The organism is Kitasatospora sp. MMS16-BH015, from assembly GCF_002943525.1.
Taxonomy (GTDB): Bacteria; Actinomycetota; Actinomycetes; order Streptomycetales; family Streptomycetaceae; genus Kitasatospora.
The window spans coordinates 6,427,402-6,453,118 of the sequence record NZ_CP025394.1 but is presented as its reverse complement, the minus strand read 5'-3'; the positions used below and the strand labels follow the sequence as shown (position 1 = coordinate 6,453,118).

The window sequence follows — 25,717 nt, the reverse complement described above, 5'->3', positions numbered from 1 at the left end:
GCACGAACCGGACAGGGCACGGGCAGCAGAGCACGAAACAGCGCACGAGCAGCAGCGAGGCGGCAAGAGCCGAGAAGAGGGGAGGCCGGAGTGACGCTCCACCGGGTAGGTGCACCGCGGCAGACCGGCCGCCGCCACGGGCGACCGGGGCCGGTCGGCGGACGGTTCGCGCTGCCGGGGCTGCGGTTCTCCGGCGCGGCGATGGCGATGTCCACCGTGCTCGGGATCAGCGCCGCGACCACCTGGCTGGTCAGCTCCCAGCAGCAGATCGGCCGCCACCCGGACACCGCGAACGTCGGCGGCAACCCGCCCGAGGCCAGCCCGGACGGCTCGCCCGCCGCCCAGCAGGCCATGCCAGGCCCGCGCGCCCTCGGCGCCCCGAAGGCGGCCGCCGAGACCCACCGGCCCTCCCCCACCCACAGCAGCGGACACCCCACGGCGCACGGCTCGGCTGCCGCCTCCCCCGCCGCCCCTGCCTCGGGGGCGCCGCTCGCCGTGCCCTCCACCTCGCCCAGCGGCACGGGCGGCCCCGCCCTCCCGGGCGCCGGGCCCTCGCTGCCACCGGTGGCGGCCGGCCCCACCCAGCAGCCGGGTCCGAGCGGGTCGCCGACCGCCCCGGGGCCCTCCCTGCCGCCCACCGCGACCGGTCAGCCGACGGCCTCGCCCAGCCAGCCGCCGCTGGCCCCGACCCAGCCCCCGAAGCCCTCGCCGACCGGCTCGCCCACCGGCTCGCCCACCGGACCGACCGGACGGCCGCCGATCCAGGCACCCACGGCACCGCCGGTGACCAAGCCGACGGCCGCGCCGACCGACACCCCGACGGCCAAGCCGCCCACCGAGCCGCCCCTGCGGGACACGGAGGCGCTCCGGGAGCAGCTCGGCCCCTCGGGCACCCGGCACAGCCTGGTCCTGAACTCCACCGCGCACCTGGCCGCCCTCCAGGTGGAGCTGCGGCTGGCCCGCCCGGAGGCCCTGCCGGGCACCACCCCGTGGTGCTCCGTCCCGGGCGCGGTGGTCACCGTCACCCAGGACCGCGCCACCATCACCTACCGCTTCTCGCTGGACGAGCTCCCGCCCGGCAGCCACACCTTCGGCGTCCGGGGCACCCGCAGCAGCGCCCCGGCCGCAGCCACGGCCGAGACCTGGACCGCCTCCGCCTTCGACCCGGCCGCCCCGCGGGCCTTGGCCATCCGGGGCACGTTCTAGGTCGGCAGCACTTTTACGTCCGACGTAAAACGCGCCCCGAGGCAGAACGTGGTCCGATGCAAAGCCGCCCTCGGGGCACATTTACCACCGACATAAAGAACGCCCAGGGGTAAACCGGGGACCATGGCAAAGCGAGCCTCGGGGCATGTTTACCACCGACGTAAAGCACGCCCCGAGGCACCGCTCACCCGTCGGCCACAGCCGACCGCCGCACCCGCAGCGCCCGCCGCAGATCGTCCGTCTGATCCCCGATCAGCCGCCGCGTCGCGGGCGTGAGCCCGTCCTGCCGCAAGCACGCCTCCGCCAGCGCGACCGTCTCGGGCGTGACCGACCAGACCGGGAAGAGCCGGCTGGCGAGCGTCCGCATCACCACGTCCCCTCGTCGCCCGGCGTCGGGCAGTTCCTCGAAGTACCGCCGCACGTACCCCTCCCGCAGCTCCGCCCCGCCCGACAGCCAGAACCCAGCCGCCGCACCACCCAGCACCAGTGCCGAGAGCTCCCCGTCCGTGAACATCGCCCGCCAGGCCCGCTCCTTCGAAGCGGCGTCCGGCAGCGCCGCCCGGGCACCCGCCGCCCCCTGCTGCGCGATGTCCCCCGGCTCGCAGCTCAACTCCGCCGCGATCCGCTCCTCGTCGATCTCCCCGAGCGCGGCCAGCCGCATCAGCACGCCCCAGCGCAGCTCGACCCCGAGCTCCCGCCGGTCCGCACCCGCCTCCTCCCGGTCACCGTCGAGCAGGGCCCAGAGCAGCCCGGCCTCCCCCACCGAGTTCTCCACCAGCCCCCGCAGCGCGACCAGCCGCCGGCTCTCCACCGTCGCCGCCCCACGCCCGGCCGCCCCACGCCCGGCCGCCGCGCTCCCAGCCGCACCACTCTCGACGCGCCCGCTCCCGCCCCCGCCCCCGCCCCCGCTCCCGCCCCTGCCCCCGGTCCCAGCCCCAGCCCCAGCCCCAGGCAGCGCCAGCATCGCCTCGCAGATCCGCCGCAGCACCGCGTGCCCGTGCGCCCGCCGCTCCGCCGGCAGGTACGTCGGCACCACCACCGCCCGGGCGAAGAGCAGCACCGTCTCGACCACGGCGTCCGCGCTCTCGCCCGGCAGGTGGACGGCGAGCATCTCCAGGTAGGTGTCCGGTGGGAGTTCGCCGTCCCGGACCAAGTCCCGGGCGTGCTCCCAGAGCACGGCCCGGGTCAGCGGGTCGGCGACGGTGCCGAGGCCGGTGGCGACGGCGTGCCAGGAGGTGGCGTCCAGGCGGATCTTGGCCCAGGTGGTGTCCTGGTGGTTGGGCAGCACCAGGGCCGGGGCGGGCGAGCCGGCCAGCTTCGGCAGGACGGCCCGGCCGCCCGGGGCGAGTTCGACCTCGAAGGACTCGCGGAGCAGCAGCCGGCCCCGGACCAGGTCGTAGACGCCGACCCCTGCCAGGTGCGGCCGGCTGCCCTCGGCGACCAGCTCCGCACGCGTGACCACCCCGCCCGCGACCGTGGTCTCGACCCGCAGGGTGTCCAGCCCCGTGGTCCCGAGCCACCGCTCGGCCCAGCCCCGGACGTCCCGGCCGCTCACGTCGGTGAGGGCGGCGAGGAAGTCGGCGAGGTCGGCGTTGCCGTACCGGTGGCGGCTCAGGTACTCGTTGATCCCGGCGAAGAAGACCTCGTCGCCGAGCCAGGCGACCAGCTGCCGCACGGCCGAGGCGCCCTTGGCGTAGGCGATGCCGTCGAAGGTCACCATGGCCTCGGCGAGGCTGTCGATGCCGGTGGCGGCGACCGGGTGGGTGGAGTCGCGCTGGTCGGCGTCGGAGCCCCAGGACTTGCGGCGGATGCCGAAGGTGGTCCAGGCCTCGGTGTAGCGGGTGTCCTCGGTGATCACCCGGTAGCCGAGGTACTCGGCGAAGGACTCGTTCAGCCAGAGGTCGTCCCACCAGCGCATGGTGACCAGGTCGCCGAACCACATGTGCGCCATCTCGTGCGCCACGCCCATCGCCCGGGTCTCCCGCTCGGCCTCGGTGGGCGGGGCGTGGAAGACGAACCGGTCGGCGATGGTCACGCAGCCGGGGTTCTCCATCGCGCCCCAGTTGAACTCGGGCACGAAGGCCTGGTCGTACTTGCCGAACGGGTACCGCTCCGCGAAGACGGCGTGCATCCGGTCGAAGCTCGCGGCGGTGAGCTCGAACATCTCGGCGGCCTCGCGGTCCAGCGCCGCGCCGAGCGAACGGCGGGCGTGCACGCCGAGCGGGATGCCGTCGTGCTCGGCGTAGACCGAGTGCAGCGGCCCGGCCACCAAGGTGACCAGGTAGGCGGAGATCGGCGGGGTCGGTTCGAACTCCCACCGACCCGCCGCACCGCCCACCACACCCGCCGTACCGCCCCCAGCGCCGGCACCTCCAGCACCGCCCCCACCGCCGGCACCGCCGGCACCTCCAGCGCCATGGGCACTGCGGGCGCTGTTGGCGATCACCGTCCACCCCTGCGGGGCGGTCACCGTGAGCGCGAAGGACGCCTTGAGGTCGGGCTGGTCGAAGCAGGGGAAGACCCGGGGCGCGGCGTCGGGGCCGCAGTTGGCGTAGACGTAGACCTCGCCGTCGGCCGGGTCGGCGAAGCGGTGCAGGCCCTCGCCGGTCCGGGAGTAGCGCTGGTCGGTCTCGATCAGCAGCTCGTTCTCGGCGGCCAGGGCGTCGAGGGCGAGCCGGCCGTCCACGAAGGAGGCGGCCGGCAGCGGGCGGCCGTTCAGCACGGCCCGGTGCAGCACCTCGGGTCGCAGGTCCAGGAAGGTCCCGGCCCCGGGCTCGGCGCAGGTGAACCGGATCTCGGTCCGGCAGCCGAAGAGCTCCGCACCACTGGTGAGGTCGAGCTCGACGCGGTAGCCGTGGACGGTGAGCAGGCGGGCACGGGTGAGTGCCTCGGCGCGTTGGAGTGCTGGCATGGTCCGCATGCTTCCCCACCCCACTGCCGCCCACAAGGGCCTCGGGATCCTCCGGCGGCGCCTTTCTGACGGCCCGTCGGCCTCGGCGGCAGGTCTCGTACGGCCCGACCGCCCGGTTGGTTAGGGTGGGTGACACGGCGGGTGCCCCATCACCTCGGCCCCCACACCTCAGGAGGAGAGCACTGTGTCCACGGTCCTGTCCCAGGGCGGCAACGCCCCGATCACAGCCGCCCGGGTGACGGTGGAGGTGTCTGCTCCCAAGGCCCTGGACGTCTCGGGACTACTGCTCACCGCGGCCGGCAAGGTGCGCTCCGACGCCGACTTCGTCTTCTTCAACGCCCCGAACGGCCCGGGCGTGACGCACCGCCCGGCGGCCGGCGGCACGCCGGACGCGATCACGGTGGACACCACCGCGCTGCCCGAGGGCATCGAGCGGGTGGTGGTGACGGCCAGCCTGGACGACGCGAGCGCGACCTTCGCCGGCACCGAGCCGACGGCGACCCTCCGGGACGCCGACAGCGGCGAGGTGCTGGCCGTCTTCACCCCGCCCCACCTGGGCCGGGAGACGGCCCTGGTGGTGGTCGAGGTCTACCGTCGCGGCTCGGCCTGGAAGGTCCGCGCCGTCGGCCAGGGCTACGCGAACGGACTGGCCGGCATCGCCACCGACTTCGGCGTCTCGGTCGAGGAGCCCACCTCGGCCGCCCCGACCGCCGCAGCCGCCCCTACCGCCGCGGCCGCTCCGACCACTGCGGCCACCACACCCGCCCCCACGCCGGCCGCCGCCCCGCCGATGCCCCCGGCTCCGCCCGCCCCGCCGGCCGGCCAGGCGATGCCGCCCCGCCCGATGGCGTCGCCGGCCGTCCAGCCGCCGGGCCTCACCAAGGTCACCCTGGACAAGGGCAAGGTCAACCTGGTCAAGGGCGGCTCGGTCTCGCTGGAGAAGAACGGCCGCCCCTACCTCGCCTCGGTCCGGATGGGCCTGGGCTGGGAGCCCGCCAAGCACGGCCGCAACATCGACCTGGACGCCTCCTGCATCGCCTTCGACGCCCAGCGCAACAAGGTGGACACGGCCTGGTTCATGAAGCTGTCCATCTTCGACGGCGCGATCGCCCACTCCGGCGACAACCTGACCGGCAAGGGCGACGGGGACGACGAGGCGATCACCGTCCACCTGGAGGGCGTCCCGGCCCAGGTCTGCGGCCTGGTCTTCGTGGTCAACTCGTTCTCCGGCCAGAAGTTCACCGACATCAAGAACGCCTACTGCCGCCTGCTGGACGCGGGCACCGGCGCCGAACTGGTCCGCTTCGAGCTCGCCCAGGCGGCCGCCCACACGGGCGTGGTGATGTGCAAGCTGGTCCGCCAGTACTCCGGCGAGTGGGTGATGACCGCGATCGGCGAGTACGTGGACGCCAAGACCGCCCGCGCCATGGTCAAGCCCTCGGCTGCGCTGCTCTGACTGTCGGAGTTCAGGCACCGGGGGGAGCCGGTGACGGTGTGACCGCCGGCGCGGTGGTCTCGTCACCGGCTCCGCCGGTCCTCCCTCGGCGCTCCGTCCCACACGAGGAGCGCCCCGGTCTGCACGGCGACCCCCGTGGCCGGCCCGGAGGCCCGCCGTCTCGTGCAGCTTCCCGGACAGCCTCGCCGAGCGGCCGGGCCGCCGCTATCCAGTTAGCGGCGCGATCGGCACCGTTTTTCGGATAGTCACACCAAGGCTCCGAGGGCTTCGAGCCCTCAGGGGGCCCGCCGCAGCGTCGCCGAGGGCGAGCGCCCGTACGCGGCCCGGTAGTGCGCGCTGAACCGCCCGAGATGGGTGAAGCCCCAGCGGCCGGCGATGTCGGTGACGGTGCCCTCGGCCCGGCCCTCGGCCACGGTGAGCAGGTCGCGGTGGGCCAGGTCGAGCCGGACGCGGCGCAGGTGGGCCAGCGGGGTGGTGCCCAGGTGGGTGCGGAAGCCCTCGCGCAGGCTGGGCAGGGAGACCCGGGCGGCCCGGGCGATGTCGGTGACGGTGATCGGCTCGTCCGCGTGCTCCTCGCAGTAGGCCACGGCCCGCCGCACGGCGGCGGGCAGTGCCGCCGTGGCGCCACCGGGCAGGGCCACGGTCTGCGAGCCGGGCTGGGCGTCCAGCAGGGTGTCCACCAGCAGCTGCTCGAACCCGGCCACGCCCAGCGGCGAACGCCGGCTCAGCTCGGAGCCGGCGAACTCGTTGAAGCCGCGGGCCAGCTCCAGCCAGGCCCGCACCGCCGGGTCCCGCCCGTCCAGCACGGGCTCGAACCGCGGCAGCGCCCCGGGCGTCTCGCCCAGCCGGAGGGCCAGCCGCTGCTCGACCAGGGCGGCCGGCACGATCAGGATGCGGTTGAGCGCCTGCGCGTCCCAGGTCATCGAGACCCGCTGGCCGGGCCCGGCCAGCCAGGGGCCGGCCGGCAGCGCCGCGCCGTCCAGGGTGACCTCGCCGGTGCCGGCCACCGGCAGCTGGATGTTGTAGAAGTCGGGCAGCTCGCCGGGGAAGACCCCCACCTCGGTGCCGTAGCCGAGTTCGTAGAGCGCGAGCCGGCCCTCGTGCAGGGCCCGGAACCGGCCGTTCAGCCACCGGTCGCCGCGGACGGTCATCCGGTGCGGCGCGAACCGTGCGCTGACGACCTCGTGCAGGCCCTCGACACTGTCACCGTCGTACAGCAATCCGTCGTACAGCAATCCGTCGTGCAGCGACATGGCATGACTCCCAGGAGCAGCGACTCGCCCCCGGTCCGTTCCGACACCATAAAGCAGACCGGGCGGTCACGCACCGTAGTACGCGACCGCCCGGGTGCGGAGACCTCAGCCCTTGGTGGCCATCGCCCGCAGGAAGAAGGTCAGGTTGGCCGGGCGCTCCGCGAGGCGGCGCATGAAGTACCCGTACCACTCCTGCCCGTACGGCAGGTAGACGCGCATGGTGTTGCCGGCCTCGGCGAGGCGCAGCTGCTCCTCGGGGCGGATGCCGAACAGCATCTGGTACTCGAAGCTGTCGCGCTTGCGACCGTTCCACTCGGCCAGCTGGCCGGCGATCTTGATCATGTTCGGGTCGTGCGAGGCGATCATCGGGTAGCCCTCGCCCGCCATCAGCACCTTGAGGGCGCGGACGTACGCGAGGTCGACCTCGTGCTTGCCCTGGAAGGCGACCGACTCGGGCTCCTTGTAGGCGCCCTTGCACAGGCGCACGCGCGAGCCGGCGCCGGCGAACTCACGGCAGTCGGCCTCGGTGCGGCGCAGGTAGGCCTGGAGCACGACGCCCAGCCACGGGAAGTCCGCGCGCAGCTCACGGGCGATCGAGAGGGTGGAGTCGGTGGTGGTGTGGTCCTCCATGTCGAGGGTCACCGTGGTGCCGGCGTCGGCCGCGGCCTCGCAGATCCGGCGGGCGTTCTCCAGGGCGATCTTCTCGCCGTCCACCGGGAGGAACTGGCCGACGGCCGAGAGCTTGACCGAGACCTCGGCGCTGGCGGCCAGGCCGGTGTCCTTGAGGGCGGCGAGCAGGTGCTCGTACGCCTCGGCGGTGCCGGCGGCCTGGTCGGCGTCCTTGGTGTCCTCGCCCAGGTGGTCCAGGGTGACCTTGCGGCCGGTGGCCACCAGGTCGTCGCAGGCGGTGACGGCGCTGTCCAGCGCCTCACCGGCGACGAACCGCTCGACTATCGCGTGGGTGGGCGGGAACTTCTCGACGACGGTGCGCACCTGCGGGGAGCGGGAGGCGGCGAGGAGGGCGGAACGGAGCATCGGTGACTCCTGGAGATGGTTCAGCAGGGAGAGACAGCGAGAGAAGGGGGTGGCCGGGCGGGTGAGGGTGGCCCGCCCGGCCGGGGGCCCGTGCGCGGCACGGGCCCGGGGTCGGGCCTGTTCACAGCACAGGCCCGGGGCGGGGCCTGTTCACAGCACAGGCCCCTGGTCCGGAGTAGGGGCTCCGGACCTGGGGCCGCTGCCGTCGGCACGGCGGCAGCGGCTCCTCGGGTGCACCGGGCAGGGGGGTCAGCCCATGTGCGGGTAGCGGTAGTCCGTCGGCGGGACGAACGTCTCCTTGATGGAGCGGGTGGAGGTCCAGCGGGCCAGGTTCTGCTTGGCGCCGGCCTTGTCGTTGGTGCCGGAGGCCCGGGCACCGCCGAAGGGCTGCTGGCCGACGACGGCGCCGGTCGGCTTGTCGTTGATGTAGAAGTTGCCCGCCGCGTTGCGCAGCTTCAGCATCGTGTGCTGGACGGCCTCGCGGTCCTGGGCGATGACGGCGCCGGTCAGCGCGTAGGAGGAGACGCCCTCCATCTGCTCCAGCATCGCGTCGTACTGGTCGTCCTGGTAGACGTGCACGGCCAGGATCGGGCCGAAGTACTCGTCGCGGAAGTACTCGCTGGCCGGGTCCTCGCAGACCAGCACGGTCGGGCGGACGAAGTAGCCGACCGAGTCGTCGTAGGTGCCACCGGCCAGCACGGCGACCTGGTCGTCCGCCTGGGCGCGGTCGATCGCGGCCTTGTTCTTGGCGAAGGAGCGGTCGTCGATGACGGCGCTCATGAAGTTCGACAGGTCGGTGACGTCACCCATGGTGAGGCCCTCGACCTCGTCCCGGAACTCGTCCTTGATCTCGGCCCAGAGCGAGGCCGGGACGTAGGCGCGGGAGAGCGCCGAACACTTCTGGCCCTGGAACTCGAAGGCGCCGCGGGTCATCGCGGTCTTGAGCACGGCCTTGTCGGCGGACGGGTGGGCGACCAGGAAGTCCTTGCCGCCGGTCTCGCCGACGATCCGCGGGTAGGTGCGGTAGTTGGCGATGTTCTCGCCCACGGAACGCCACAGGTGCTGGAAGGTCGCGGTGGAGCCGGTGAAGTGGATGCCGGCCAGCGCGGGGTGGTTCAGCGCCACGTCCGAGACGGCCAGGCCGTCGCCGGTGACCATGTTGATGACGCCCTTGGGCAGGCCGGCCGCCTCGAAGAGCTGCATCAGCAGGTGCGCCGAGTACTGCTGGGTCGGGGACGGCTTCCAGATCACCACGTTGCCCATCAGGGCCGGGGCGGTCGGCAGGTTGCCCGCGATGGCGGTGAAGTTGAAGGGCGTGATCGCGTAGACGAAGCCCTCCAGCGCGCGGTGGTCGCTGCGGTTCCAGACGCCCTCGGAGGAGATCGGCTGCTCGGCCATGATCTGGCGGGCGAAGTGCACGTTGAAGCGCAGGAAGTCGACCAGCTCGCAGGGGGTGTCGATCTCGGCCTGCTGCGCGGTCTTGGACTGGCCGAGCATGGTGGCGGCGGCCAGGGTCTCGCGCCAGGGGCCGGCCAGCAGGTCGGCGGCCTTGAGGAAGATCGCGGCGCGCGAGTCGAAGGAGAGCGCCTGCCAGGCCGGGGCAGCGGCCAGGGCAGCGTCGATGGCGTCCCGCGCATCGTCCTGGGTGGCGTTGCGCATCGTGCCGAGCCGAGCCGCGTGGTTGTGCGGCTGGACGACGTGGATCTCGGCGCCGCCGCCCATGCGGCGCTCACCGTTGATCGTCATGGTCAGCTGGATCGGCTCCTGGCCGCCCAGCTCCTTCAGCTTGGCCTCCAGGCGGGCCCGTTCCGGGCTGCCGGGGGCGTAGCTGTGGACCGGCTCGTTCACCGGCGCGGGGACCTGGGTCACAGCATCCATGAGCGCGCGCTCTCCTTCGAGGTCGTGGCGTACGGCCGACGAGGGTCACAGGTCGGCCATGGCAAACGCTAGCCCTGGCGGGCAGGGCACTTGATTGGCCTGGCGGCTAAAGTCCAGGGGACACCCTTGTCTGCCCGGACAACGACTGCGACACGGTGGCGGAGCCCGGGGACGACCCCGTCAGGTCAACCACGCCGTACGTCAGGTCCACCCCCCACGCTCAGGAGGCACGCCGTGACCGCAGCACCGGGCCCCGGCGGCGGGCTGCCGCTGCGTCAGCTGCTGATGTCGCTCGGCGAGCCGCTGGTCGAGCTGCAGGCCGCCCCGGCCGGTCTTGACGTGCCCGTCCGGGACGTGGCCATCCTCGATCCGGAGGACCCGGCCACCGCCAACCCAGGCGAGCTGGTGCTGGCGATCGGCGCCCGGGGCCGGGCCGCGCTGCCCGCGCTGCGCGCGGCCGGCCGGGCCAGGGCCGCCGCCGTGGCGGTCAAGCTGGACGCCCCCGGGCAGGCCGACGCGCTGCGCGAGGCCGCCACCGAGGCCGGGGTGGCCCTGCTCTCGGTGCGCCGGGAGACCCGTTGGGAGCACCTGGACTCACTCGCCCGGGCGATCATCGCCGGGCCGGAGGCGCCGGAGACCCCCGAGCACAACACCGGCGACCTCTTCTCGCTGGCCCAGACGGTGGCGGTGCTCACCGGCGGCATCGTCTCCATCGAGGACACCTCCAGCCGGGTCCTGGCGTACTCCCGCTCCTCCGACTCGGACGAGGTGGACGACCTGCGCCGGCTCTCCATCCTCGGCTGGCAGGGGCCCGAGCCGTACCTCTCCAAGCTGCGCGAGTGGGGCGTCTTCCAGCACCTGCGCAGCTCCGACGGCGTGCTCACCATCGAGGCGCACCCCGAGCTCGGCATCCGCCGCCGGATCGCCATCGGCATCCGGGCCGGCGCCCAGCCGTTGGGCACCATCTGGGTGCAGGAGGGCGCCGGGCCGCTCACCGAGCACGCCGAGCAGGCCCTGGTCGGGGCGGCCCGGGTGGCCGCCGCCCAGCTGGTGCGCCGCCGCCGCGAGCTCTCCGCCGACGTGCGGCTGACCCAGACCCTGCTCACCGGCCTGCTGGAGGGCTCCACCGGCCCGCAGTCGCTGGCCACCCACCTCGGGCTCGACCTGCGCCGCCCGGCCACCGTGCTCGCCTACGCGGCCGGCGCCCCCGGCGAGGGCTCCGACCTCGAGCTCACCCGGGCCGAGGTCACCGGCCTGATCTCGGTGCACACCGCCGCCCGGCACCGGGGCGCGCTGCTCGCCCCGATCGACTCCCGGGTCTACGTGCTGCTGCCGGAGCTGCCCACCGGCCTGCCGATGAGCACCATCCGCGGCTGGGCCGAGGAGGTGGTCTCGGCCGCCGCCGAGCACCTGGGCGTCCCGCTGCGCGCCGCGATCGGCTCCACCGTGCCCGGGCTGGCCGCCGTCCCCGAATCCCGTGCCCAGGCCGACCGGATCCTGGACGCGATGGGCCGCGGCGGGGTCGCCCCCACCGTGGCCGCGCTGAGCGACGTCCAGGCCGAGGTGCTGGTCAGCGAGGTGCTCGCGCTGCTCCAGGACCGCACCGGCCTACGCGACCCCCGCCTGACCGCCCTCACCGACTACGACCGCCGGCACGGCACCCGCCTCGCCGAATCCGTCCTCGCCTGGCTGGACGCCCTCGGCGAGGTCCGGATCGCCGCCGACGCCCTGCACATCCACCCCAACACCCTCCGCTACCGCGTCCGCCGCGCCGAACAGCTCACCGGCATCGACCTCGCCCAGCCCCAGCAGCGCCTGCTCGCGATGCTCCAGCTGCGCCTCGACGGCGAGACCTGACCCAGGGTCAGCGGCCCGCGGGCCGCTCAGTCGCGGAAGCGCTCGGCGCGCCACTGCTCCCAGGCCGTCAGCCAGGCTTCGTGCAGCGGCGAGGCGGCCCCGCGCGGGGCGCCGCCGGACCAGTAGTGCTCCCAGGCGCGCTGGGCGGGCAGGCTGGGCACCTGGCTGGCGAAGACGGTGTAGCGGATGACCTCCTCGACGGCGGCCTGGGCGGCCGGGCCGGCGGCGGCCCAGTCGGTGGCCTGGGCGAGGCGGGTGAGCTGGTTGACCATGGCCGTCAGCGACTCGCCGGCCTCCTCGCGGGTCTCCGAGGCGAGCCGCATCTGCTGCCGGATCGCGGCCTCCCAGCGCACCGCGCTCGCCTCCCCGCGCGAGCGGCGGGGCAGCCGGGGCGTCTGCCGGGCCCGCACCTGGGCGTCGATCGCGACGGCCTCCCGGACGGCGTGCTCGACCACCTCCCGGTGCGCCTCCAGGCCCGCCACCGGCGGGAGTTCGCGCTCCTCCAGCTCGGCCCGCCGGGCCTGCCGGGCGGCGAGCTTGCGCAGCAGGTCGGTGCGGCCGAGCACGTACCGCTCGAAGTCCTCGATCCGCTTGAGCTCGATGCCGCCGGGCGAGACCCCGCGCCCGGTCACCGTCACGGTCATGCCGTCCAGCCGCAGCCGCCCGGCCGGGTCTCGGCGTCGCCCCGGCAGTCCTCGTGGATCTGCACCGCCCGGGGCTCGCCCTCCACGGTGATCCACTCGCGCAGCGCGCGGACGCTGCCGGGCCCGTCGCCCTCGTCGATCTCCAGCTGCTCGTAGACCCGGTCGCGCTCGTCCTCGACCACGTCCTCCAGGTCCGGCAGCGGCAGCACGTGCTCGATCCCGGGCCGGTAGGTGCGCACGGTGACGTACGGGCCCTCGGCCGAACTCCAGTCGCCCGAACGCATCTCGACCCAGCCGAGCTTGCCGTTGCGCAGCTCGTACTCGGCCAGCGCCTCCGAGCACTCGGCGGCCGGCTCACCACCGGAGGCGGCGCCGTCGCCCTCGGGGGCCGGGGCCGCCTCCCCGGCCGGGTCCGCCGCGAAGACCGGGAAGTCGGCCGCGCCGAGCACCTGGCGGCTGTACTCCTCGTGGTCGGCGTAGTAGTCCCCGGGCTCCTCAGAAGGCCCCTGGGAAGATTCCTGGGGCCTGCTCGCGCTCTGCCAGGTCATGCTCTGCCGCACCCCCGCGTCCTTGCCTCGCCGTCGGTCCACGGCGTCTCACTGCCACCCGCGGCCCAGCCCGCCGGGCGTGGGGCGCCCGGCACCTGCGCCGCTGCCGCCCCACGATACGGCCCGCGCACCTGCTGGGCCATCAGCTTCCCCCGTACGGTTGCCAGATAGCGGAACGCGCAGCGCCGTACCGGGCGGAAGTTATATAACTGGCGCTACCCAGCCCCGTCGAGGCCACACCGACGGCCGCGCCTGCCTACGCTGGGCGGCATGACCACGCACCAGCCCTTCCCGGCCCGGCTCAGCATCGTCACCCTCGGCGTCTCGGACCTGGCGGCCAGCACGGAGTTCTACGAGGCGCTGGGGTGGCGGCGCTCGGCCGCCTCCCAGGACGAGATCGTCTGGTTCGCCACCAGCGGCTCCGCGCTCGGCCTCTTCCCCACCGAGGCGCTGGCGGCCGACGCCGGGGTGCCGGAGGCGGGCGAGCCCGCCTTCCGGGGCGTCACCCTGGCGGTCAACCTGGAGTCCCGCGAGGGGGTGGACGCGGCGCTGGAGAGGGCCGTCGCAGCCGGTGCCGTGGTGGTCAAGCCGCCGGCGGCCACCGAGTGGGGCGGGTACTCGGGCTACTTCGAGGACCCGGACGGCCACCTCTGGGAGCTGGCCCACAACCCGTTCTTCCCGTTCACCGAGGACGGCCGGCTCGACCTGCCGTAGGCCGGTGAAACCCGGGGCGCGCGGCCCGGAGGCACGCGCCCCCGGGCCCCACCGCACGCCCCGTACCTGTGCTGCCTACTTGTTCTGCGAACGCGCCTTGAACGCGGCCTTCCGCGCCTCCTTGGCGACGTTCCGCTCCAGGTGCAGCTCGCCGACGGCCTCCAGCACGTCCGCCGTGTACGGGTGCGGCACCCGCCAGACCTCGCCGAAGAAGCTGGCCGGGTTGTCCGTCACCGGCAGGCCGCGGACCAGCTCCTGGAGCAGCCCGGCCTCGCCCTCGCTGGTGAGCAGCTGGGCGGCGAAGGTGTCGACCATGGTCCAGAGCACCATGCCGCGCTCGGGGGCGGTCACCTCCTCGCCCTGCGCCCGCAGCCAGGAGCGGGCGGCCCCGCCCAGCTCCTCGTCCTCGGTCACCTCGGCCGCGGCCGGCCGGGCCGCCGGGCCGAGCAGCTCCAGCGCCTGCACGCAGAGCATCCGCCGCACCGGGCTGTAGGTGTCGGTGCCCTTGGCCGCCGCCAGCAGCTCCCGGGCCGCCGCCTCGGGCTCCCGCCCGGCCAGCCAGACGGCCAGCTCGCGGTGCGGCAGCACGTTGGCCGTCTCGGAGATGCCGCGCAGCAGCGCCTCCGCATCGCCCTCGGCCAGCTCGCCGACCAGCGGCGCCTCGTAGCCGTCCTCGAGCAGCCACTGCCGCACGGCGTACTGCCCGAGCGGGGTGAGCCGCACCAGGCCGAACCGCTCGGCGTCGCCCTCCTGGGCCTCGATCACCGGGATGCCGCCCTGCTCCTCTTCCTCCTCCTCGAAGAGCTCCGGGTCGATCGGGCGGTGCTCCAGCACCCCGAGCTCGGCCAGGTCGGCCAGCATCGGGTCGAGCGCCACCATCAGGTCGGTGATGTCGCCGAGCAGCTCCTCGTCCGGCTCCTCGCCCTCGGGCACCACCAGCAGCGCGGCCAGCACCCCGAGCGGCACGGTCTCCTGCCCGGGCTCGGCGAAGGCGGTGTGCTCGTAGAGCACCTGCAGCGCCTCGTCCAGCAGCTCGGCGGCCTCCTCGCGGTGCTCCTCCACCTCGGCCAGGCGGTCCACCTCGTCCTCGCCGGGCTCGGCGCCGTCCTGCCCGTCCAGGTCCAGCGAGTCGGCCTCGGCGGCCAGCTCGCGGACGATCCCGGCGGCCGTCAGCCAGAGCTCCAGGACGGTGTCGGCGTCCTTCTCCTCGGCCGGCTCCAGGTCGGGCCCGGGGATGGCCACGTGCTCGCCCTCGGCGGTGGTGCCGATCTCGATCAGCTCCAGGTCGCAGGCGAGCGACCAGGCGCGCATCGCCTCGACCACGTCCTCCTCGTCCAGCTCCGCGCCCTCGGCGCCGTAGCCGAGCAGCCGGGCGGCGGGCTCCTGGTCGGCCTCGGTGAGGTCGCCGAGCTCGTCCACGGCGCGGTGCGGGGCTGTCCAGCGGGCCAGCTTGAGCGCGTGGTCGATCAGCGGCACGGCGAGCGCGGCGGCGACCAGCTCCTCCTCCGGGGGCAGCTGGATCGGCGGGACGAGGACGGCCGAATCGTCGAGATCCTCGTCACTCTCCCCGTGGGTGGCGAAGGCGTTGTAGAGGTCCGCGAGCTCGTAGTCGGCGGGGAGCAGGCCCTCACCGGACTCGGCCGGCGACGGGTTGTCAGGGGTGGTGCGACGTCGTCCGGCCATGGTTCCGAGCTCTCCCGAGGTGGCTGTGGTCACTGCGCGGGGACCGGTCCGTACCGGTCCATCTACTCAGCGTATCCGCCCGACCCCACCGGTGCCCGGCCCGCCCGCCGATCACCGGGCCGCCGACCCGGCGCAGGAAGGCCCGTACGACCACGTATCCTTCCCGGTGGCCCGTCGCACACCCCGCTCCGGGCCACCGGGCAACGAAGCCCACCCCATGCAACCCCGCACCACCGGGGCTCCGCCCCGGTCACCACCCCTGGCCCGGCGCGCCGACGTGGTGCCCGGCCACAGGAGACCCCTGCCATGGCGGACCTCTCCCCCGCCGGCTCCGGACTCGCGCAGTTCCGGACCCGCCGGCTCTCGGAGGCCCTGCTCCCCCTGGAGCTCGCACCACGACCGCAGCTCCAGCTCGCCGCGATCAGCCGCTGGAACGCCGTGCGCGGCATCCGCGTCGGCCTGGTCGCCTCCGCGCTGCTCTTCCTGCTGATCGGCGCCAACCTGGCCACCCCGATCTACCCGCTGCTGCAGCAGCGGCTCGGGCTGACGGCGCTGGACACCACGATCCTGTTCACGGTCTACGTGTTCGCCCTCGTGCCGGTGCTGGCCGCGGTCGGGCACTGGTCCGACTTCCTCGGCCGCCGGGCGATGATCCTGCCCGCGGTGGCGCTGGCCGCCGCCGGTGACGCGCTGTTCGCCACGGCCGGCAGCTTCTGGCAGCTGGCCGCCGGGCGCGCCGTCCAGGGCATCGCGGTGGGCCTGTCCACCGGCGCCGCCGGGGCCGCCCTCAGCGACCTGCTGCCCGACCACCAGACGCTGGCCGCCAAGCTCACCCTGGCCTGCTCGGCCGGCGGGGTCGCGCTCGGCCCGATGGCCGGGGCGGCGCTCTCCGGCGGGTCGAACCCGCTGCTCACGCCCTTCCTGGTGCACGCCGTCGCGCTGCTCGTGCTCTGCGTGCCGCTGGCGCTGGTGCACCCGCGCAAGCCCGGCCGCGAACGCCCGGCCAGTGCGCCGCCGCGGATCACCACCCCGGCCCACCTGCGCCCGCGCCGGCTGGCCCTGCCCCGGCAGGGCCGCCGCGAGTTCCTGCTGGCCGCGCTGGCCGGCTTCGCCTCCTACGCGGTCTTCGGCGTCTACCTGAGCCTCTCCCCGGCCTTCTCCGCCACCCTCCTGCACACCCACTCGCACCTGACCGGCGCGATCGTGGCGGCCCTGCTCCTCGGCTCCTCGGCGGCGGCCCAGCTGCTCGTCCCGCCCACCGCCGACCGGATGGTCATCGCCCTCGGCATGACCGGCCTGGCCACCGGCCTCGGCCTGGTGGTCACCGCCGCCTGGACCTCCACCCCGGCCCTGCTCTTCATCGGCAGCGTGCTCGGCGGCGCCTGCCAGGGCGTGGCCTTCCGCTCCCTCTTCACCACCGCCGTCGCCGCCATGGACCCCGAGCGCCGCGGCAGCGAACTCTCCGCCCTCTGGGTCATCGTCTACCTCGGCTCCTCCCTCCCCATCGTCGCGGTGGGCGCAGCCGTCCAGCACTACGGCCTCCTCCCGGCCGTCTCCACCTTCGTGGCCATCGCCGCCACGGCCTGCCTGGCCCTGGCGGGCGCGGTCCTCAAGCCCGCTCGCTGAACACACGGAAGCCGCCCGCCCCTCGAACTGGGGCGGGCGGCTTCGGTGCGTCCGGTGTTACTTACGGACCTTTGTGAGGTGCACGACGGCGGTGTCCGAGGCGGTGGCCGTGGTGCCGTAGTCACTGTCAGGGGCGCTCGCCTGCACGCCGACCTCCACGTCCCCGCCCTGGAACGGCGTCGTCCCGGTCGGGTCGGCCTGGACGCTCCAGGCCACGGTCTTGCCCGGCACGCAGGCCACCGAAGTGCTGTACGGCCCCCGAATGATCACCTTGTTCTTCACCTGGGTGACCAGGCCGCTGACGGCCACCTGAGTGGCCTTGTTGCAGGTCACCGTGCCGCTCACGGTGGCCTTGCCGTCCAGCGCGCTGGCGGTGCCGTCGACGGCCACCCCGAGCCCGAGCCCGAGCTCCGGCGGCGCGACCGGGTTGGCGATGTGCACCTCGCCGCTGGTGGCGGCCGTGCCGCCCTCGCAGTGCTGCACGAAGGAGGCGTCCAGCGTCTGCACGTACCCGTGCGGCCCGAAGACGATGTTCGTGACGGTGAAGCTGCCGGTCAGCGTGTTGCAGCCGCGCCCATCACCACTGAGGTCGAGCCCCGCCCCGGCCCCGTTGAACGGCGGAAGACGGTCAGCTGGTCCTTGTTCCCGGTGCTGTACGCGTACGACTGCCCCCCACCGATCCAGTCGTCCCCGCCGAAACTCAGCGACCCGGAGGTGACGCCCTGCGCATGCGCCCCAGCGGCAGCCAGCACCGTGGTGCCCACCGCCAGTCCGAACGCGAGTCCGGCAGTGCGTACGCGCGTGCTGAAAGTACTCATGTCGATCCCCCCTGGCTGTCGACCCGATGGCCCCCCTGGCCACCGGAGGAATCCTGCCGACGCCCCGGCACAACGACAACTCAATTATCACGTACGGACGTTGACCCTCCGGAACCTCCTGCGCCACCCCGACCCAAGATCGGTTACACGGTGATGACACTTCAGGGATCACCGACGAACATCGGATCGCCACACTTGTTCACGAAGCGATCGCCGGGTCTCCAGCAGTTGAGCGGGAGGGGGAGGCGAGTCCGCGTTCCTCACCTCTTGCCACCGCACTGCCGTCCCCGGGGGGATCCACCATGTCTGCTCGCCGCACCTTCGCCGCCCTCGCCGCCGCCGTCACGATCGGTGCCGCCCTGCCCGTCCTTGTCGGCGCCGCACCCGCCTGGGCCTGCGGCGAGGCCACCGACCCGGTGGCCGGCGCCTCGGCTCCGGCGAAGGCCCCGCAGCAGTGGCACGGCGACGTCCAGGTCTCCTTCCGGAGCGGGATGCCGAAGCAGATCCCCGCCGACGGCCACCCGGTGCAGTTCACCGTCGAGCTGGCAAACCACACCGGCTCGGCCTATGACCGGACCGGCCCGCTGCTCGGCTTCGGCGAGGAGCAGCACAGTGCGCTCCGCCTCCAGGACCTCACCCTCCAGGCCAAGACCGCCGAGGGCTGGAAGACGCTGGCGCTGCACCACTCCTGCGCCGGGAACGTCTACGCCGACTCCGACAGCCTGCTCCAGCCCCTCGCCGACGGGCAGACCCGGCAGGTGACCTTCCGCCTCGCCCTCTCGGCCAAGGCGCCGGCCGACCAGCGCGACATCTCCGTCTACCTCAACGCGCTGAACGGCGGCTTCGTCCGGGGCGACCTCCGGATCACCCGCCCGGCCACCGCTACCATCCCGACGGCCACCCCGACCCACTCCGCGACCCCGACGGCCACCCCGCCCACCCCGACCACCCCGGCCGTCCAGCCTGCCGCGGACGTCTCGCACGCCGCCTCCCCGGCCCCCGCCGCCCCGGCGGCCGCCCCGCAGCAGGAGCTGGCCTCCACCGGCGGCGGCAACTCGACCGGCCTGCTGGTCGGTGCGGGCGGGGCACTGGTGGTGCTCGGCGCGGGCGCGCTGGCCTTGGCCAACCGCCGCCGGTCGGCCGCCCGCCGCTGAGCAGCCCCCGAAACGCCACCGGCCGCACCCCTCTGACGAGGAGTGCGGCCGATGAAGGGCGAAGCAGATCTCAGACGTTGAAGCCGAGGGCGCGGAGCTGGTCGCGGCCGTCGTCGGTGATCTTGTCGGGGCCCCACGGGGGCATCCAGACCCAGTTGATGCGGAGGTCCTGGACGAGGCCCTCGGTGGCAGTCTTGGCCTGGTCCTCGATGACGTCCGTCAGCGGGCAGGCGGCCGAGGTGAGGGTCATGTCGATGGTGGCCACGTCGGACTCGTCGATGTGGATGCCGTAGATCAGGCCCAGGTTGACGACGTCGATGCCCAGCTCGGGGTCGACGACGTCCATCAGGGCCTCGGTCAGGTCCTCGACGGAGACGGTGCCGGCCGTGGTGCCGACGATGACCGTCGGGCCCTCGGCGGCGGCCGTGTCGGGAGTCGCCTCGGCGGGCGTCTCGGTGTCGCTCATCAGTGCTCCAGAAGAAGGGTCAGTCGTTGATGGCGGGCTGCTGGGCGAGCGCCTGGGCGGTGGCGTCCTTCCAGGCCATCCAGCTCAGCAGGGCGCACTTCACCCGGGCGGGGAACTTGGAGACCCCGGCGAACGCGATCGCGTCCTCCAGGACCTCCTCGTCGCCCTCCAAGGTGCCCTTGCTCTGCATGAGCTCCAGGAAGGCCTCCTGGACGGCCTGGGCCTCGCCCACGGGCTTGCCGACCACCAGGTCGTTGAGCACGGAGGCGCTGGCCTGGCTGATCGAGCAGCCCTGCGAGTCGTACGAGACGTCCGCCACCACCGCGCCGTCGAGCCGCACCCGCAGGGTGATCTCGTCGCCGCAGGTCGGGTTGACGTGGTGCACCTCGACGTCACCGTCCCGCAGGCCCTTGCCGTGCGGGTTGCGGTAGTGGTCCAGGATGATGTCCTGGTACATCGAGTCGAGCTTCATGGCAGCCTCCGCTCGCCTCAGCCGAAGAAGTTCCGGACGTGGTGCAGACCGTCGATCAGTGCGTCGACGTCCGCGGGCGTCGAGTACAGGTAGAACGAGGCCCGGGTGGTGGCGGGGATGCCGTACCGCAGGCAGACCGGCCGCGCGCAGTGGTGGCCGACCCGGACGGCGATGCCCTGCTCGTCGAGCACCTGACCCACGTCGTGCGGGTGGATGTCGCCCAGTACGAAGGAGATCGCCGCACCGCGGTCCACGGCCGTGCGCGGACCGATGATCCGCAGGCCGGGCACCTCCTGGAGGCGGGCCACCGCGTACTCGGTGATGGTGTGCTCGTGCTCGGCGATCCGCTCCATGCCGATGTTCGACAGGTAGTCGATGGCCGCACCGAGCCCGACCGCCTGGGCGATCGGCGGGGTGCCGGCCTCGAACTTGTGCGGGGCCGGGGCGTAGGTCGAGGCGCCCATGGTGACGGTCTCGATCATCTCGCCGCCACCGAGGAACGGCGGCAGGTCCTCCAGGAGCTCCTGGCGGCCCCAGAGCACGCCGATGCCGGTCGGGCCGAGCATCTTGTGGCCGGTGAAGGCGACGAAGTCGGCCTCCAGCGCCTGCACGTCCAGCACCATGTGCGGGGCGGCCTGCGAGGCGTCGATGAGGACGAGCGCGCCGACGGCCTGGGCGCGGCGGACGATCGCCTCGACCGGGTTGACGGTGCCGAGCAGGTTGGAGACGAGGGTGAAGGAGACGATCTTCGTCTTCTCGGTGATCAGCTCGTCGATGTTCGAGAGGTCGAGCCGGCCGTCCTCGGTCAGCCCGAACCACTTCAGCTTCGCGCCGGTGCGCTGCGCGAGCAGCTGCCACGGCACGATGTTGGAGTGGTGCTCCATCTCGGTGATCACGATCTCCGAGTCGGCGTCCACCCGGTAGGGCTCCTCGGCCCAACCCAGCATGTTCGCAACGAGGTTGAGCGACTCCGAGGCGTTCTTGGTGAAGATCACCTCGTCCCGGGAGGGGGCGTTGACGAACGCCGCCACCTTGTCCCGGGCACCCTCGTAGAGGGCGGTCGCCTCCTCGGCGAGCACGTGCACGCCGCGGTGCACGTTGGCGTTGTGCCGCTCGTAGTAGCCGGTGACCGCGTCGAGCACGGACTGCGGCTTCTGCGAGGTGGCCGCGTTGTCCAGGTAGACCAGCGGCTTCTCCTCGTGCAGCACGCGCTGCAGGATCGGGAAGTCCTTGCGGACCGAGTCCCCGAACTCCTGGGCGGCGGCCAGCGCTTCGGCGCTCACACCATGAACAGATTCAGTCACTCCGCAGCGCCGCCCTTCACATAAGCCTCGTAGCCCTCGTTCTCCAGCTTGTCGGCCAGCTCGGCGCCACCGGACTCGACGATCCGGCCGGCCGAGAAGACGTGGACGTAGTCCGGCTTCACGTAGCGCAGGATGCGGGTGTAGTGGGTGACCAGCAGGGTGCCGACCTCGCCGGAGGCGTGGACGCGGTTGATGCCCTCGGAGACCTGGCGCAGCGCGTCGACGTCCAGGCCGGAGTCGGTCTCGTCCAGGATCGCGATCTTCGGCTTGAGCAGCTCGAGCTGGAGGATCTCGTGGCGCTTCTTCTCGCCGCCGGAGAAGCCCTCGTTGACGTTGCGCTCGGCGAAGGCCGGGTCCATCTGCAGGGCGGCCATGGCCTCCTTGACCTCCTTGACCCAGAGCCGCAGCTTGGGGGCCTCGCCGCGGACGGCGGTGGCGGCGGTACGGAGGAAGTTGGAGACCGAGACGCCGGGCACCTCGACCGGGTACTGCATGGCCAGGAAGACACCGGCGCGGGCACGCTCGTCCACGGACATGGCCAGCACGTCCTCGCCGTCGAGGAGCACCTCGCCGCCGGTGACGGTGTACTTGGGGTGGCCGGCCAGGGTGTAGGCCAGGGTGGACTTGCCGGAGCCGTTGGGGCCCATGATGGCGTGCGTCTCGCCCTGCTTGATCGTCAGGTCGACGCCCTTCAGGATCTCGCGGGCACCGCCCTCGGCCTCGACGGAGACGTGCAGGTTGCGGATTTCAAGGGTGGCCATGCTCAGGACTCCTGGTTGACGGAGACGAGCACATCGTCCCCTTCGATCTTGACGGGGTAAACGGGGACCGGCTTGGTGGCGGGCAGGCCCGAGGGCTTGCCGGAGCGCAGGTCGAAGCTGGAGCCGTGCAGCCAGCACTCGATCATGCAGTCCTCGACCTCGCCCTCCGAGAGCGAGACGTTCGCGTGCGAGCAGATGTCGTTGATCGCGAACACCTCCCCCTCGGTGCGGACGAGGGCGACGGGCACACCGTTGAGCTCGACGCGCTTGGGAGTGTCCTCCGCGAGTTCGCCGAGCGAGCAGGCGCGGAGGTAACTCATGCGACCGTGCCCTCCAGCTCGGCGTCGATCTTCTCCAGGAGGTGCTCCTGGATCTCCGCGACGCCGATCTGCTGGACCAGCTCGGCGAAGAACCCGCGCACCACCAGGCGGCGCGCCTCGTCGGCCGGGATGCCGCGGGCCTGCAGGTAGAAGAGCTGCTCGTCGTCGAAGCGGCCGGTCGCCGAGGCGTGGCCGGCGCCGACGATCTCGCCGGTCTCGATCTCCAGGTTCGGGATCGAGTCGACCCGGGCGCCGTCGGTGAGCACCAGGTTGCGGTTGTGCTCGTAGGTGTCGGTGCCCTCGGCGGCGGCGCGGATCAGCACGTCGCCGACCCAGACCGCGTGCGCGCCCTGGCCCTGCAGCGCACCCTTGTAGACCACGTTGGAGCGGCAGTGCGGGGTGTCGTGGTCGATCACCAGGCGGTGCTCGAGGTGCTGGCCGGCGTCCGCGAAGTACAGGCCGAACAGCTCGGCCTCGCCGCCGGGGGCGGCGTAGTTGACCCGCGGGTGCAGGCGCACCAGGTCGCCGCCGAAGGTGACCACGACGGACTTGAGCGAGGCGTCCCGGCCGACCAGGGCGGTGTGCTGGGCCACGTGCACCGCGTCCCGCTCCCAGTCCTGGATGGTGACGAAGGTCAGCTTGGCGCCGTCGCCGAGCAGCAGCTCGACGTTGGCCGCGGCGACGCCGGTGCCGGTGTGGCCCAGCACCACGACGGCCTCGGCGAACGGCTTGACCTCGATCACCACGTGGCCGAAGCGGACGCCGCCCTCGCCGTGCACGTCGATCTTGACCGGCTCGGTGAGCACCGTCTCCTTGGCCACGGTGACGACCAGCGCCTCCTCGAAGGAGGTGAACGCCTGCGCGGCGACCCGGTCGACCGGCTTGCCGGCCTTGCCCAGGCGCGCGTCGTCGCGGCCGACGGTCTCGGCGGTGACGCCCTCGGGCAGGCTCAGCTCGACCTTGGACTCACCCCTGGCGGCCTCGGCGGCCGTGCCGTCGTGCAGGCCGGCCAGGCGGTGCATCGGGGTGAACCGCCAGTCCTCCTCGCGGCCGGTCGGCACCGGGAAGTCGTTCACGTCGAAGGAGGGCTTGACCGCGACGCGGGCGTCGATCGGCTGCTTGACGGTGGCCCGGCCCGTGCCGGGGCCGGCCAGCTGGGCACCGGCCCCGGTGGTGCCGACCTCGATCGAGCCGGCGGTCGTCGCGCCGGGGGTGTTCTGAACTTCAGCCATGGCTGTTCGTTGTGCTCTCTTCCTCAAAGATGAATGGGCGGCTGGTCGGGGGCGGTCAGCCCACCGAACCCTCCATCTGGAGCTCGATCAGCCGGTTCAGCTCCAGCGCGTACTCCATCGGCAGCTCGCGCGCGATCGGCTCGACGAAGCCGCGGACGATCATCGCCATCGCCTCGAACTCGGTCATGCCACGGCTCATCAGGTAGAACAGCTGGTCCTCGGAGACCTTGGAGACGGTCGCCTCGTGGCCCATGGACACGTCGTCCTCGCGGACGTCCACGTACGGGTAGGTGTCCGAGCGCGAGATGGTGTCGACCAGCAGCGCGTCGCAGAGCACGTTCGACTTGGCGCCCTTGGAGCCCTCGCCGATCTCGATCAGACCGCGGTAGGAGGTGCGGCCGCCGCCACGGGCCACCGACTTGGAGACGATGTTCGAGGAGGTGTTCGGCGCCATGTGCACCATCTTGGCGCCGGCGTCCTGGTGCTGGCCCTCGCCCGCGAAGGCGATCGACAGGGTCTCGCCCTTGGCGTGCTCGCCCATCAGGTAGACGGCCGGGTACTTCATGGTCACCTTGGAGCCGATGTTGCCGTCGACCCACTCCATGGTCGCGCCCTCGTACGCCACGGCGCGCTTGGTGACCAGGTTGTAGACGTTGTTCGACCAGTTCTGGATGGTCGTGTAGCGGCAGCGGCCGCCCTTCTTGACGATGATCTCGACCACGGCGCTGTGCAGCGAGTCCGAGGAGTAGATCGGGGCGGTGCAGCCCTCGACGTAGTGGACGTAGGCGTCCTCGTCGACGATGATCAGCGTCCGCTCGAACTGGCCCATGTTCTCGGTGTTGATCCGGAAGTAGGCCTGCAGCGGGATGTCGACGTGCACGCCCTTCGGCACGTAGATGAACGACCCGCCGGACCAGACGGCGGTGTTCAGCGCGGCGAACTTGTTGTCACCGGCCGGGATGACGGTGCCGAAGTACTCCTTGAAGAGCTCCGGGTGCTCCTTGAGCGCGGTGTCCGTGTCGAGGAAGATCACGCCCTGCTCCTCCAGGTCCTCGCGGATCTGGTGGTAGACGACCTCCGACTCGTACTGCGCGGCGACACCGGCGACCAGGCGCTGCTTCTCCGCCTCCGGGATGCCGAGCTTGTCGTACGTCGCCTTGATGTCGGCGGGCAGGTCCTCCCAGGACTCGGCCTGCTTCTCGGTGGAGCGGACGAAGTACTTGATGTTGTCGAAGTCGATGCCGGTCAGGTCGGAGCCCCAGGTCGGCATGGGCTTCTTGCCGAAGAGCTTCAGGCCCTTGAGGCGCAGGTTGAGCATCCACTCGGTCTCGGACTTCTTCGCCGAGATGTCGCGGACGACCTCCTCGCTCAGCCCGCGCTTGGCCACCGAGCCGGCGGCGTCGGGGTCGGACCAGCCGTACTCGTACGTGCCCAGGCCCTCGAGCTCCGGGTGCGAAACGGTGTCAGTCATGCGAGGTTCCTCCGCGCGGACGCAGGTGCTGATGGGTGGGACGTACCGGCAGTCGGCGCTGCACCGGGCGCCCGGCGGGAGCCGGGGGACGATGCGGCACCGGGTGCCGGCACATGGGTGGTGCAGACCCCGTCGCCGTGGGCGATGGTGGCCAGCCGTTGGACGTGGGTGCCCAGGAGCTGGGAGAAGACCTCGGTCTCCGCCTCGCAGAGCTGGGGGAACTGCTCGGCGATGTGCGCGACCGGGCAGTGGTGCTGGCAGAGCTGGGCGCCAGCGGGAGCCTTGGCCCCCGCTGCCGACGGCACGCGTCGCACCGTGGCAGCGTACCCGTCGGCACTCAGCGCCTGGGCCAGTGCCTCGGTGCGGTCGCCCGCCCGTTCGATCTCGTCGAGGTACTTCTGGGCCTGCTTGGCGAACCGGGCCCGGGCGAAGGCCGCCACGGCCTCCTCCCCCGCCTCGCCGCCGCCGACGGCCTCCGAGATCCAGCGCAGCGCGTCGGCCGCGAGCTGGTCGTAGGCCTGGTAGAACGCGTCCCGACCGGACTCGGTCAGCGCGAAAACCTTGGCCGGCCGGCCCCGGCCCCGGCTGCCGTAGACCCGCTGCTCGCGGGCCTCCACCAGACCGGCCGCGAGCAGCCCGTCCAGGTGACGGCGGACGGCCGCGCTGGTCAGCCCCAGCCGCCCGGCCAGATCGGCGGCGGAGGAGGGGCCGTGGTCGAGGATCGACCGCGCGACCCTGTCCCGGGTGGCGCGGTGCCCGTCCAGCAGCACCTCGGCGGCCGTCGCGGGCACGCCGAAATCGGGGGCCTGCTCGGCCTCCGACTCATGACTGTGCTCGCGCATTCTTTTCACAACACCAGTGTTGCGTAATTACTTCCGCCGGGACAAGCCGTGACCCAGGCCTCACGG

Annotated in this window: 23 protein-coding genes; 6 read left to right on the top strand and 17 right to left on the bottom strand. The window is 72.9% G+C overall.

The window, feature by feature from the left end:
* The first annotated feature begins 90 nt into the window (after positions 1-90).
* Positions 91-1,206 carry a hypothetical protein gene (locus CFP65_RS27740; protein WP_104818740.1) on the top strand — a complete coding sequence of 372 codons (1,116 nt, stop codon included), beginning with the start codon at positions 91-93 and terminating at the stop codon, positions 1,204-1,206.
* Positions 1,207-1,390: 184 nt separating this feature from the next.
* Here the strand turns inward: CFP65_RS27740 and pepN are convergent, their stop codons facing one another.
* Positions 1,391-4,117 (bottom strand): aminopeptidase N, encoded by a 2,727-nt coding sequence (gene pepN, locus CFP65_RS27735; protein WP_104821174.1) that lies wholly within the window; start codon positions 4,115-4,117, stop codon positions 1,391-1,393.
* Positions 4,118-4,313: 196 nt separating this feature from the next.
* Here pepN and CFP65_RS27730 point away from each other — a divergent pair, with 196 nt between their 5' ends.
* Positions 4,314-5,573 carry a TerD family protein gene (locus CFP65_RS27730; protein ID WP_104821173.1) on the top strand — a complete coding sequence of 420 codons (1,260 nt, stop codon included), beginning with the start codon at positions 4,314-4,316 and terminating at the stop codon, positions 5,571-5,573.
* A gap of 275 nt (positions 5,574-5,848) precedes the next feature.
* Here the strand turns inward: CFP65_RS27730 and CFP65_RS27725 are convergent, their stop codons facing one another.
* From CFP65_RS27725 to pruA, 3 genes are all read right to left on the bottom strand, one after another.
* Positions 5,849-6,826, bottom strand: a complete 978-nt coding sequence (locus CFP65_RS27725) for an AraC family transcriptional regulator (RefSeq protein ID WP_104818739.1) — start codon at positions 6,824-6,826, stop codon at positions 5,849-5,851.
* A gap of 105 nt (positions 6,827-6,931) precedes the next feature.
* Positions 6,932-7,861: a proline dehydrogenase family protein gene (locus CFP65_RS27720; RefSeq protein WP_104818738.1), complete on the bottom strand. Its 930-nt coding sequence runs from the start codon at positions 7,859-7,861 to the stop codon at positions 6,932-6,934.
* A 249-nt stretch (positions 7,862-8,110) separates the two neighbouring features.
* Positions 8,111-9,739: an L-glutamate gamma-semialdehyde dehydrogenase gene (gene pruA, locus CFP65_RS27715; RefSeq protein ID WP_104818737.1), complete on the bottom strand. Its 1,629-nt coding sequence runs from the start codon at positions 9,737-9,739 to the stop codon at positions 8,111-8,113.
* Positions 9,740-9,973: 234 nt separating this feature from the next.
* Between pruA and CFP65_RS27710 the strand changes: the two genes are divergently transcribed.
* Positions 9,974-11,596 (top strand): CdaR family transcriptional regulator, encoded by a 1,623-nt coding sequence (locus CFP65_RS27710; RefSeq protein WP_254552603.1) that lies wholly within the window; start codon positions 9,974-9,976, stop codon positions 11,594-11,596.
* 26 nt (positions 11,597-11,622) lie between these two features.
* Here the strand turns inward: CFP65_RS27710 and CFP65_RS39245 are convergent, their stop codons facing one another.
* Positions 11,623-12,240 (bottom strand): hypothetical protein, encoded by a 618-nt coding sequence (locus tag CFP65_RS39245; protein WP_158702377.1) that lies wholly within the window; start codon positions 12,238-12,240, stop codon positions 11,623-11,625.
* Complete coding sequence (locus CFP65_RS27700) at positions 12,237-12,830, bottom strand: hypothetical protein (protein ID WP_158702376.1); 594 nt, start codon at positions 12,828-12,830, stop codon at positions 12,237-12,239. The genes CFP65_RS39245 and CFP65_RS27700 overlap by 4 nt, the downstream gene beginning before the upstream one ends.
* A 228-nt stretch (positions 12,831-13,058) precedes the next feature.
* Between CFP65_RS27700 and CFP65_RS27695 the strand changes: the two genes are divergently transcribed.
* Positions 13,059-13,502 (top strand): VOC family protein, encoded by a 444-nt coding sequence (locus CFP65_RS27695; protein ID WP_104818735.1) that lies wholly within the window; start codon positions 13,059-13,061, stop codon positions 13,500-13,502.
* Positions 13,503-13,577: 75 nt separating this feature from the next.
* On the opposite strand, the gene CFP65_RS27690 is transcribed toward CFP65_RS27695, so the two are convergent.
* Positions 13,578-15,185, bottom strand: coding sequence for a hypothetical protein (locus CFP65_RS27690; RefSeq protein WP_104818734.1), 1,608 nt, complete (start codon positions 15,183-15,185; stop codon positions 13,578-13,580).
* A 306-nt stretch (positions 15,186-15,491) separates the two neighbouring features.
* Here CFP65_RS27690 and CFP65_RS27685 point away from each other — a divergent pair, with 306 nt between their 5' ends.
* Positions 15,492-16,811 carry an MFS transporter gene (locus tag CFP65_RS27685; RefSeq protein WP_104818733.1) on the top strand — a complete coding sequence of 440 codons (1,320 nt, stop codon included), beginning with the start codon at positions 15,492-15,494 and terminating at the stop codon, positions 16,809-16,811.
* A gap of 57 nt (positions 16,812-16,868) precedes the next feature.
* Here the strand turns inward: CFP65_RS27685 and CFP65_RS41250 are convergent, their stop codons facing one another.
* On the bottom strand, positions 16,869-17,318 hold the full coding sequence (locus CFP65_RS41250; protein ID WP_254552602.1) for a hypothetical protein: 450 nt from the start codon (positions 17,316-17,318) through the stop codon (positions 16,869-16,871).
* A 47-nt stretch (positions 17,319-17,365) separates the two neighbouring features.
* Complete coding sequence (locus CFP65_RS41245) at positions 17,366-17,629, bottom strand: hypothetical protein (RefSeq protein WP_254552601.1); 264 nt, start codon at positions 17,627-17,629, stop codon at positions 17,366-17,368.
* Between the two features lie 302 nt (positions 17,630-17,931).
* Between CFP65_RS41245 and CFP65_RS27675 the strand changes: the two genes are divergently transcribed.
* Positions 17,932-18,783 (top strand): hypothetical protein, encoded by an 852-nt coding sequence (locus tag CFP65_RS27675; RefSeq protein ID WP_104818732.1) that lies wholly within the window; start codon positions 17,932-17,934, stop codon positions 18,781-18,783.
* Positions 18,784-18,853: 70 nt separating this feature from the next.
* Here the strand turns inward: CFP65_RS27675 and CFP65_RS27670 are convergent, their stop codons facing one another.
* Genes CFP65_RS27670 through CFP65_RS27635 form a run of 8 tightly spaced genes read right to left on the bottom strand, consistent with a single transcriptional unit; the run spans position 18,854 to position 25,651 of the window.
* A complete protein-coding gene (locus CFP65_RS27670) occupies positions 18,854-19,249 on the bottom strand; it encodes a metal-sulfur cluster assembly factor (RefSeq protein WP_104818731.1) in 396 nt (131 codons plus the stop codon).
* Between the two features lie 19 nt (positions 19,250-19,268).
* Positions 19,269-19,721: a Fe-S cluster assembly sulfur transfer protein SufU gene (gene sufU / locus CFP65_RS27665; protein WP_104818730.1), complete on the bottom strand. Its 453-nt coding sequence runs from the start codon at positions 19,719-19,721 to the stop codon at positions 19,269-19,271.
* 17 nt (positions 19,722-19,738) lie between these two features.
* Entirely contained in the window at positions 19,739-20,989 is a 1,251-nt protein-coding gene (locus tag CFP65_RS27660; protein WP_104821171.1) for a cysteine desulfurase, read from the bottom strand.
* A 32-nt stretch (positions 20,990-21,021) separates the two neighbouring features.
* The gene (gene sufC / locus CFP65_RS27655; RefSeq protein ID WP_104818729.1) at positions 21,022-21,786 is read right to left on the bottom strand and encodes a Fe-S cluster assembly ATPase SufC; all 765 of its coding nucleotides are present in this window, start codon (positions 21,784-21,786) and stop codon (positions 21,022-21,024) included.
* Between the two features lie 2 nt (positions 21,787-21,788).
* Positions 21,789-22,106, bottom strand: a complete 318-nt coding sequence (locus CFP65_RS27650; protein WP_104818728.1) for a non-heme iron oxygenase ferredoxin subunit — start codon at positions 22,104-22,106, stop codon at positions 21,789-21,791.
* Positions 22,103-23,338: a Fe-S cluster assembly protein SufD gene (sufD, locus tag CFP65_RS27645; protein ID WP_104818727.1), complete on the bottom strand. Its 1,236-nt coding sequence runs from the start codon at positions 23,336-23,338 to the stop codon at positions 22,103-22,105. The genes CFP65_RS27650 and sufD overlap by 4 nt, the downstream gene beginning before the upstream one ends.
* A 55-nt stretch (positions 23,339-23,393) precedes the next feature.
* Positions 23,394-24,809 carry a Fe-S cluster assembly protein SufB gene (gene sufB / locus CFP65_RS27640; RefSeq protein ID WP_104818726.1) on the bottom strand — a complete coding sequence of 472 codons (1,416 nt, stop codon included), beginning with the start codon at positions 24,807-24,809 and terminating at the stop codon, positions 23,394-23,396.
* Entirely contained in the window at positions 24,806-25,651 is an 846-nt protein-coding gene (locus tag CFP65_RS27635; protein ID WP_158702375.1) for a metalloregulator ArsR/SmtB family transcription factor, read from the bottom strand. The genes sufB and CFP65_RS27635 overlap by 4 nt, the downstream gene beginning before the upstream one ends.
* Positions 25,652-25,717 lie beyond the last annotated feature (66 nt).

Bases quoted from the DNA above. Each gene is read 5' to 3' on its own strand.
- CFP65_RS27695 (WP_104818735.1), top strand. From the start codon at position 13,059: ATGACCACGCACCAGCCCTTCCCGGCCCGGCTCAGCATCGTCACCCTC.
- CFP65_RS27650 (WP_104818728.1), bottom strand. From the start codon at position 22,106: ATGAGTTACCTCCGCGCCTGCTCGCTCGGCGAACTCGCGGAGGACACT.
- CFP65_RS27635 (WP_158702375.1), bottom strand. From the start codon at position 25,651: ATGCGCGAGCACAGTCATGAGTCGGAGGCCGAGCAGGCCCCCGATTTC.
- sufC (WP_104818729.1), bottom strand. From the start codon at position 21,786: ATGGCCACCCTTGAAATCCGCAACCTGCACGTCTCCGTCGAGGCCGAG.
- CFP65_RS27720 (WP_104818738.1), bottom strand. From the start codon at position 7,861: ATGCTCCGTTCCGCCCTCCTCGCCGCCTCCCGCTCCCCGCAGGTGCGC.
- sufB (WP_104818726.1), bottom strand. From the start codon at position 24,809: ATGACTGACACCGTTTCGCACCCGGAGCTCGAGGGCCTGGGCACGTAC.
- CFP65_RS27670 (WP_104818731.1), bottom strand. From the start codon at position 19,249: ATGAGCGACACCGAGACGCCCGCCGAGGCGACTCCCGACACGGCCGCC.
- sufU (WP_104818730.1), bottom strand. From the start codon at position 19,721: ATGAAGCTCGACTCGATGTACCAGGACATCATCCTGGACCACTACCGC.
- sufD (WP_104818727.1), bottom strand. From the start codon at position 23,338: ATGGCTGAAGTTCAGAACACCCCCGGCGCGACGACCGCCGGCTCGATC.
- CFP65_RS39245 (WP_158702377.1), bottom strand. From the start codon at position 12,240: ATGACCGTGACGGTGACCGGGCGCGGGGTCTCGCCCGGCGGCATCGAG.
- CFP65_RS27675 (WP_104818732.1), top strand. From the start codon at position 17,932: ATGTCTGCTCGCCGCACCTTCGCCGCCCTCGCCGCCGCCGTCACGATC.
- CFP65_RS27685 (WP_104818733.1), top strand. From the start codon at position 15,492: ATGGCGGACCTCTCCCCCGCCGGCTCCGGACTCGCGCAGTTCCGGACC.
- CFP65_RS27690 (WP_104818734.1), bottom strand. From the start codon at position 15,185: ATGGCCGGACGACGTCGCACCACCCCTGACAACCCGTCGCCGGCCGAG.
- CFP65_RS27725 (WP_104818739.1), bottom strand. From the start codon at position 6,826: ATGTCGCTGCACGACGGATTGCTGTACGACGGATTGCTGTACGACGGT.
- CFP65_RS41245 (WP_254552601.1), bottom strand. From the start codon at position 17,629: ATGAGTACTTTCAGCACGCGCGTACGCACTGCCGGACTCGCGTTCGGA.
- pruA (WP_104818737.1), bottom strand. From the start codon at position 9,739: ATGGATGCTGTGACCCAGGTCCCCGCGCCGGTGAACGAGCCGGTCCAC.
- pepN (WP_104821174.1), bottom strand. From the start codon at position 4,117: ATGCCAGCACTCCAACGCGCCGAGGCACTCACCCGTGCCCGCCTGCTC.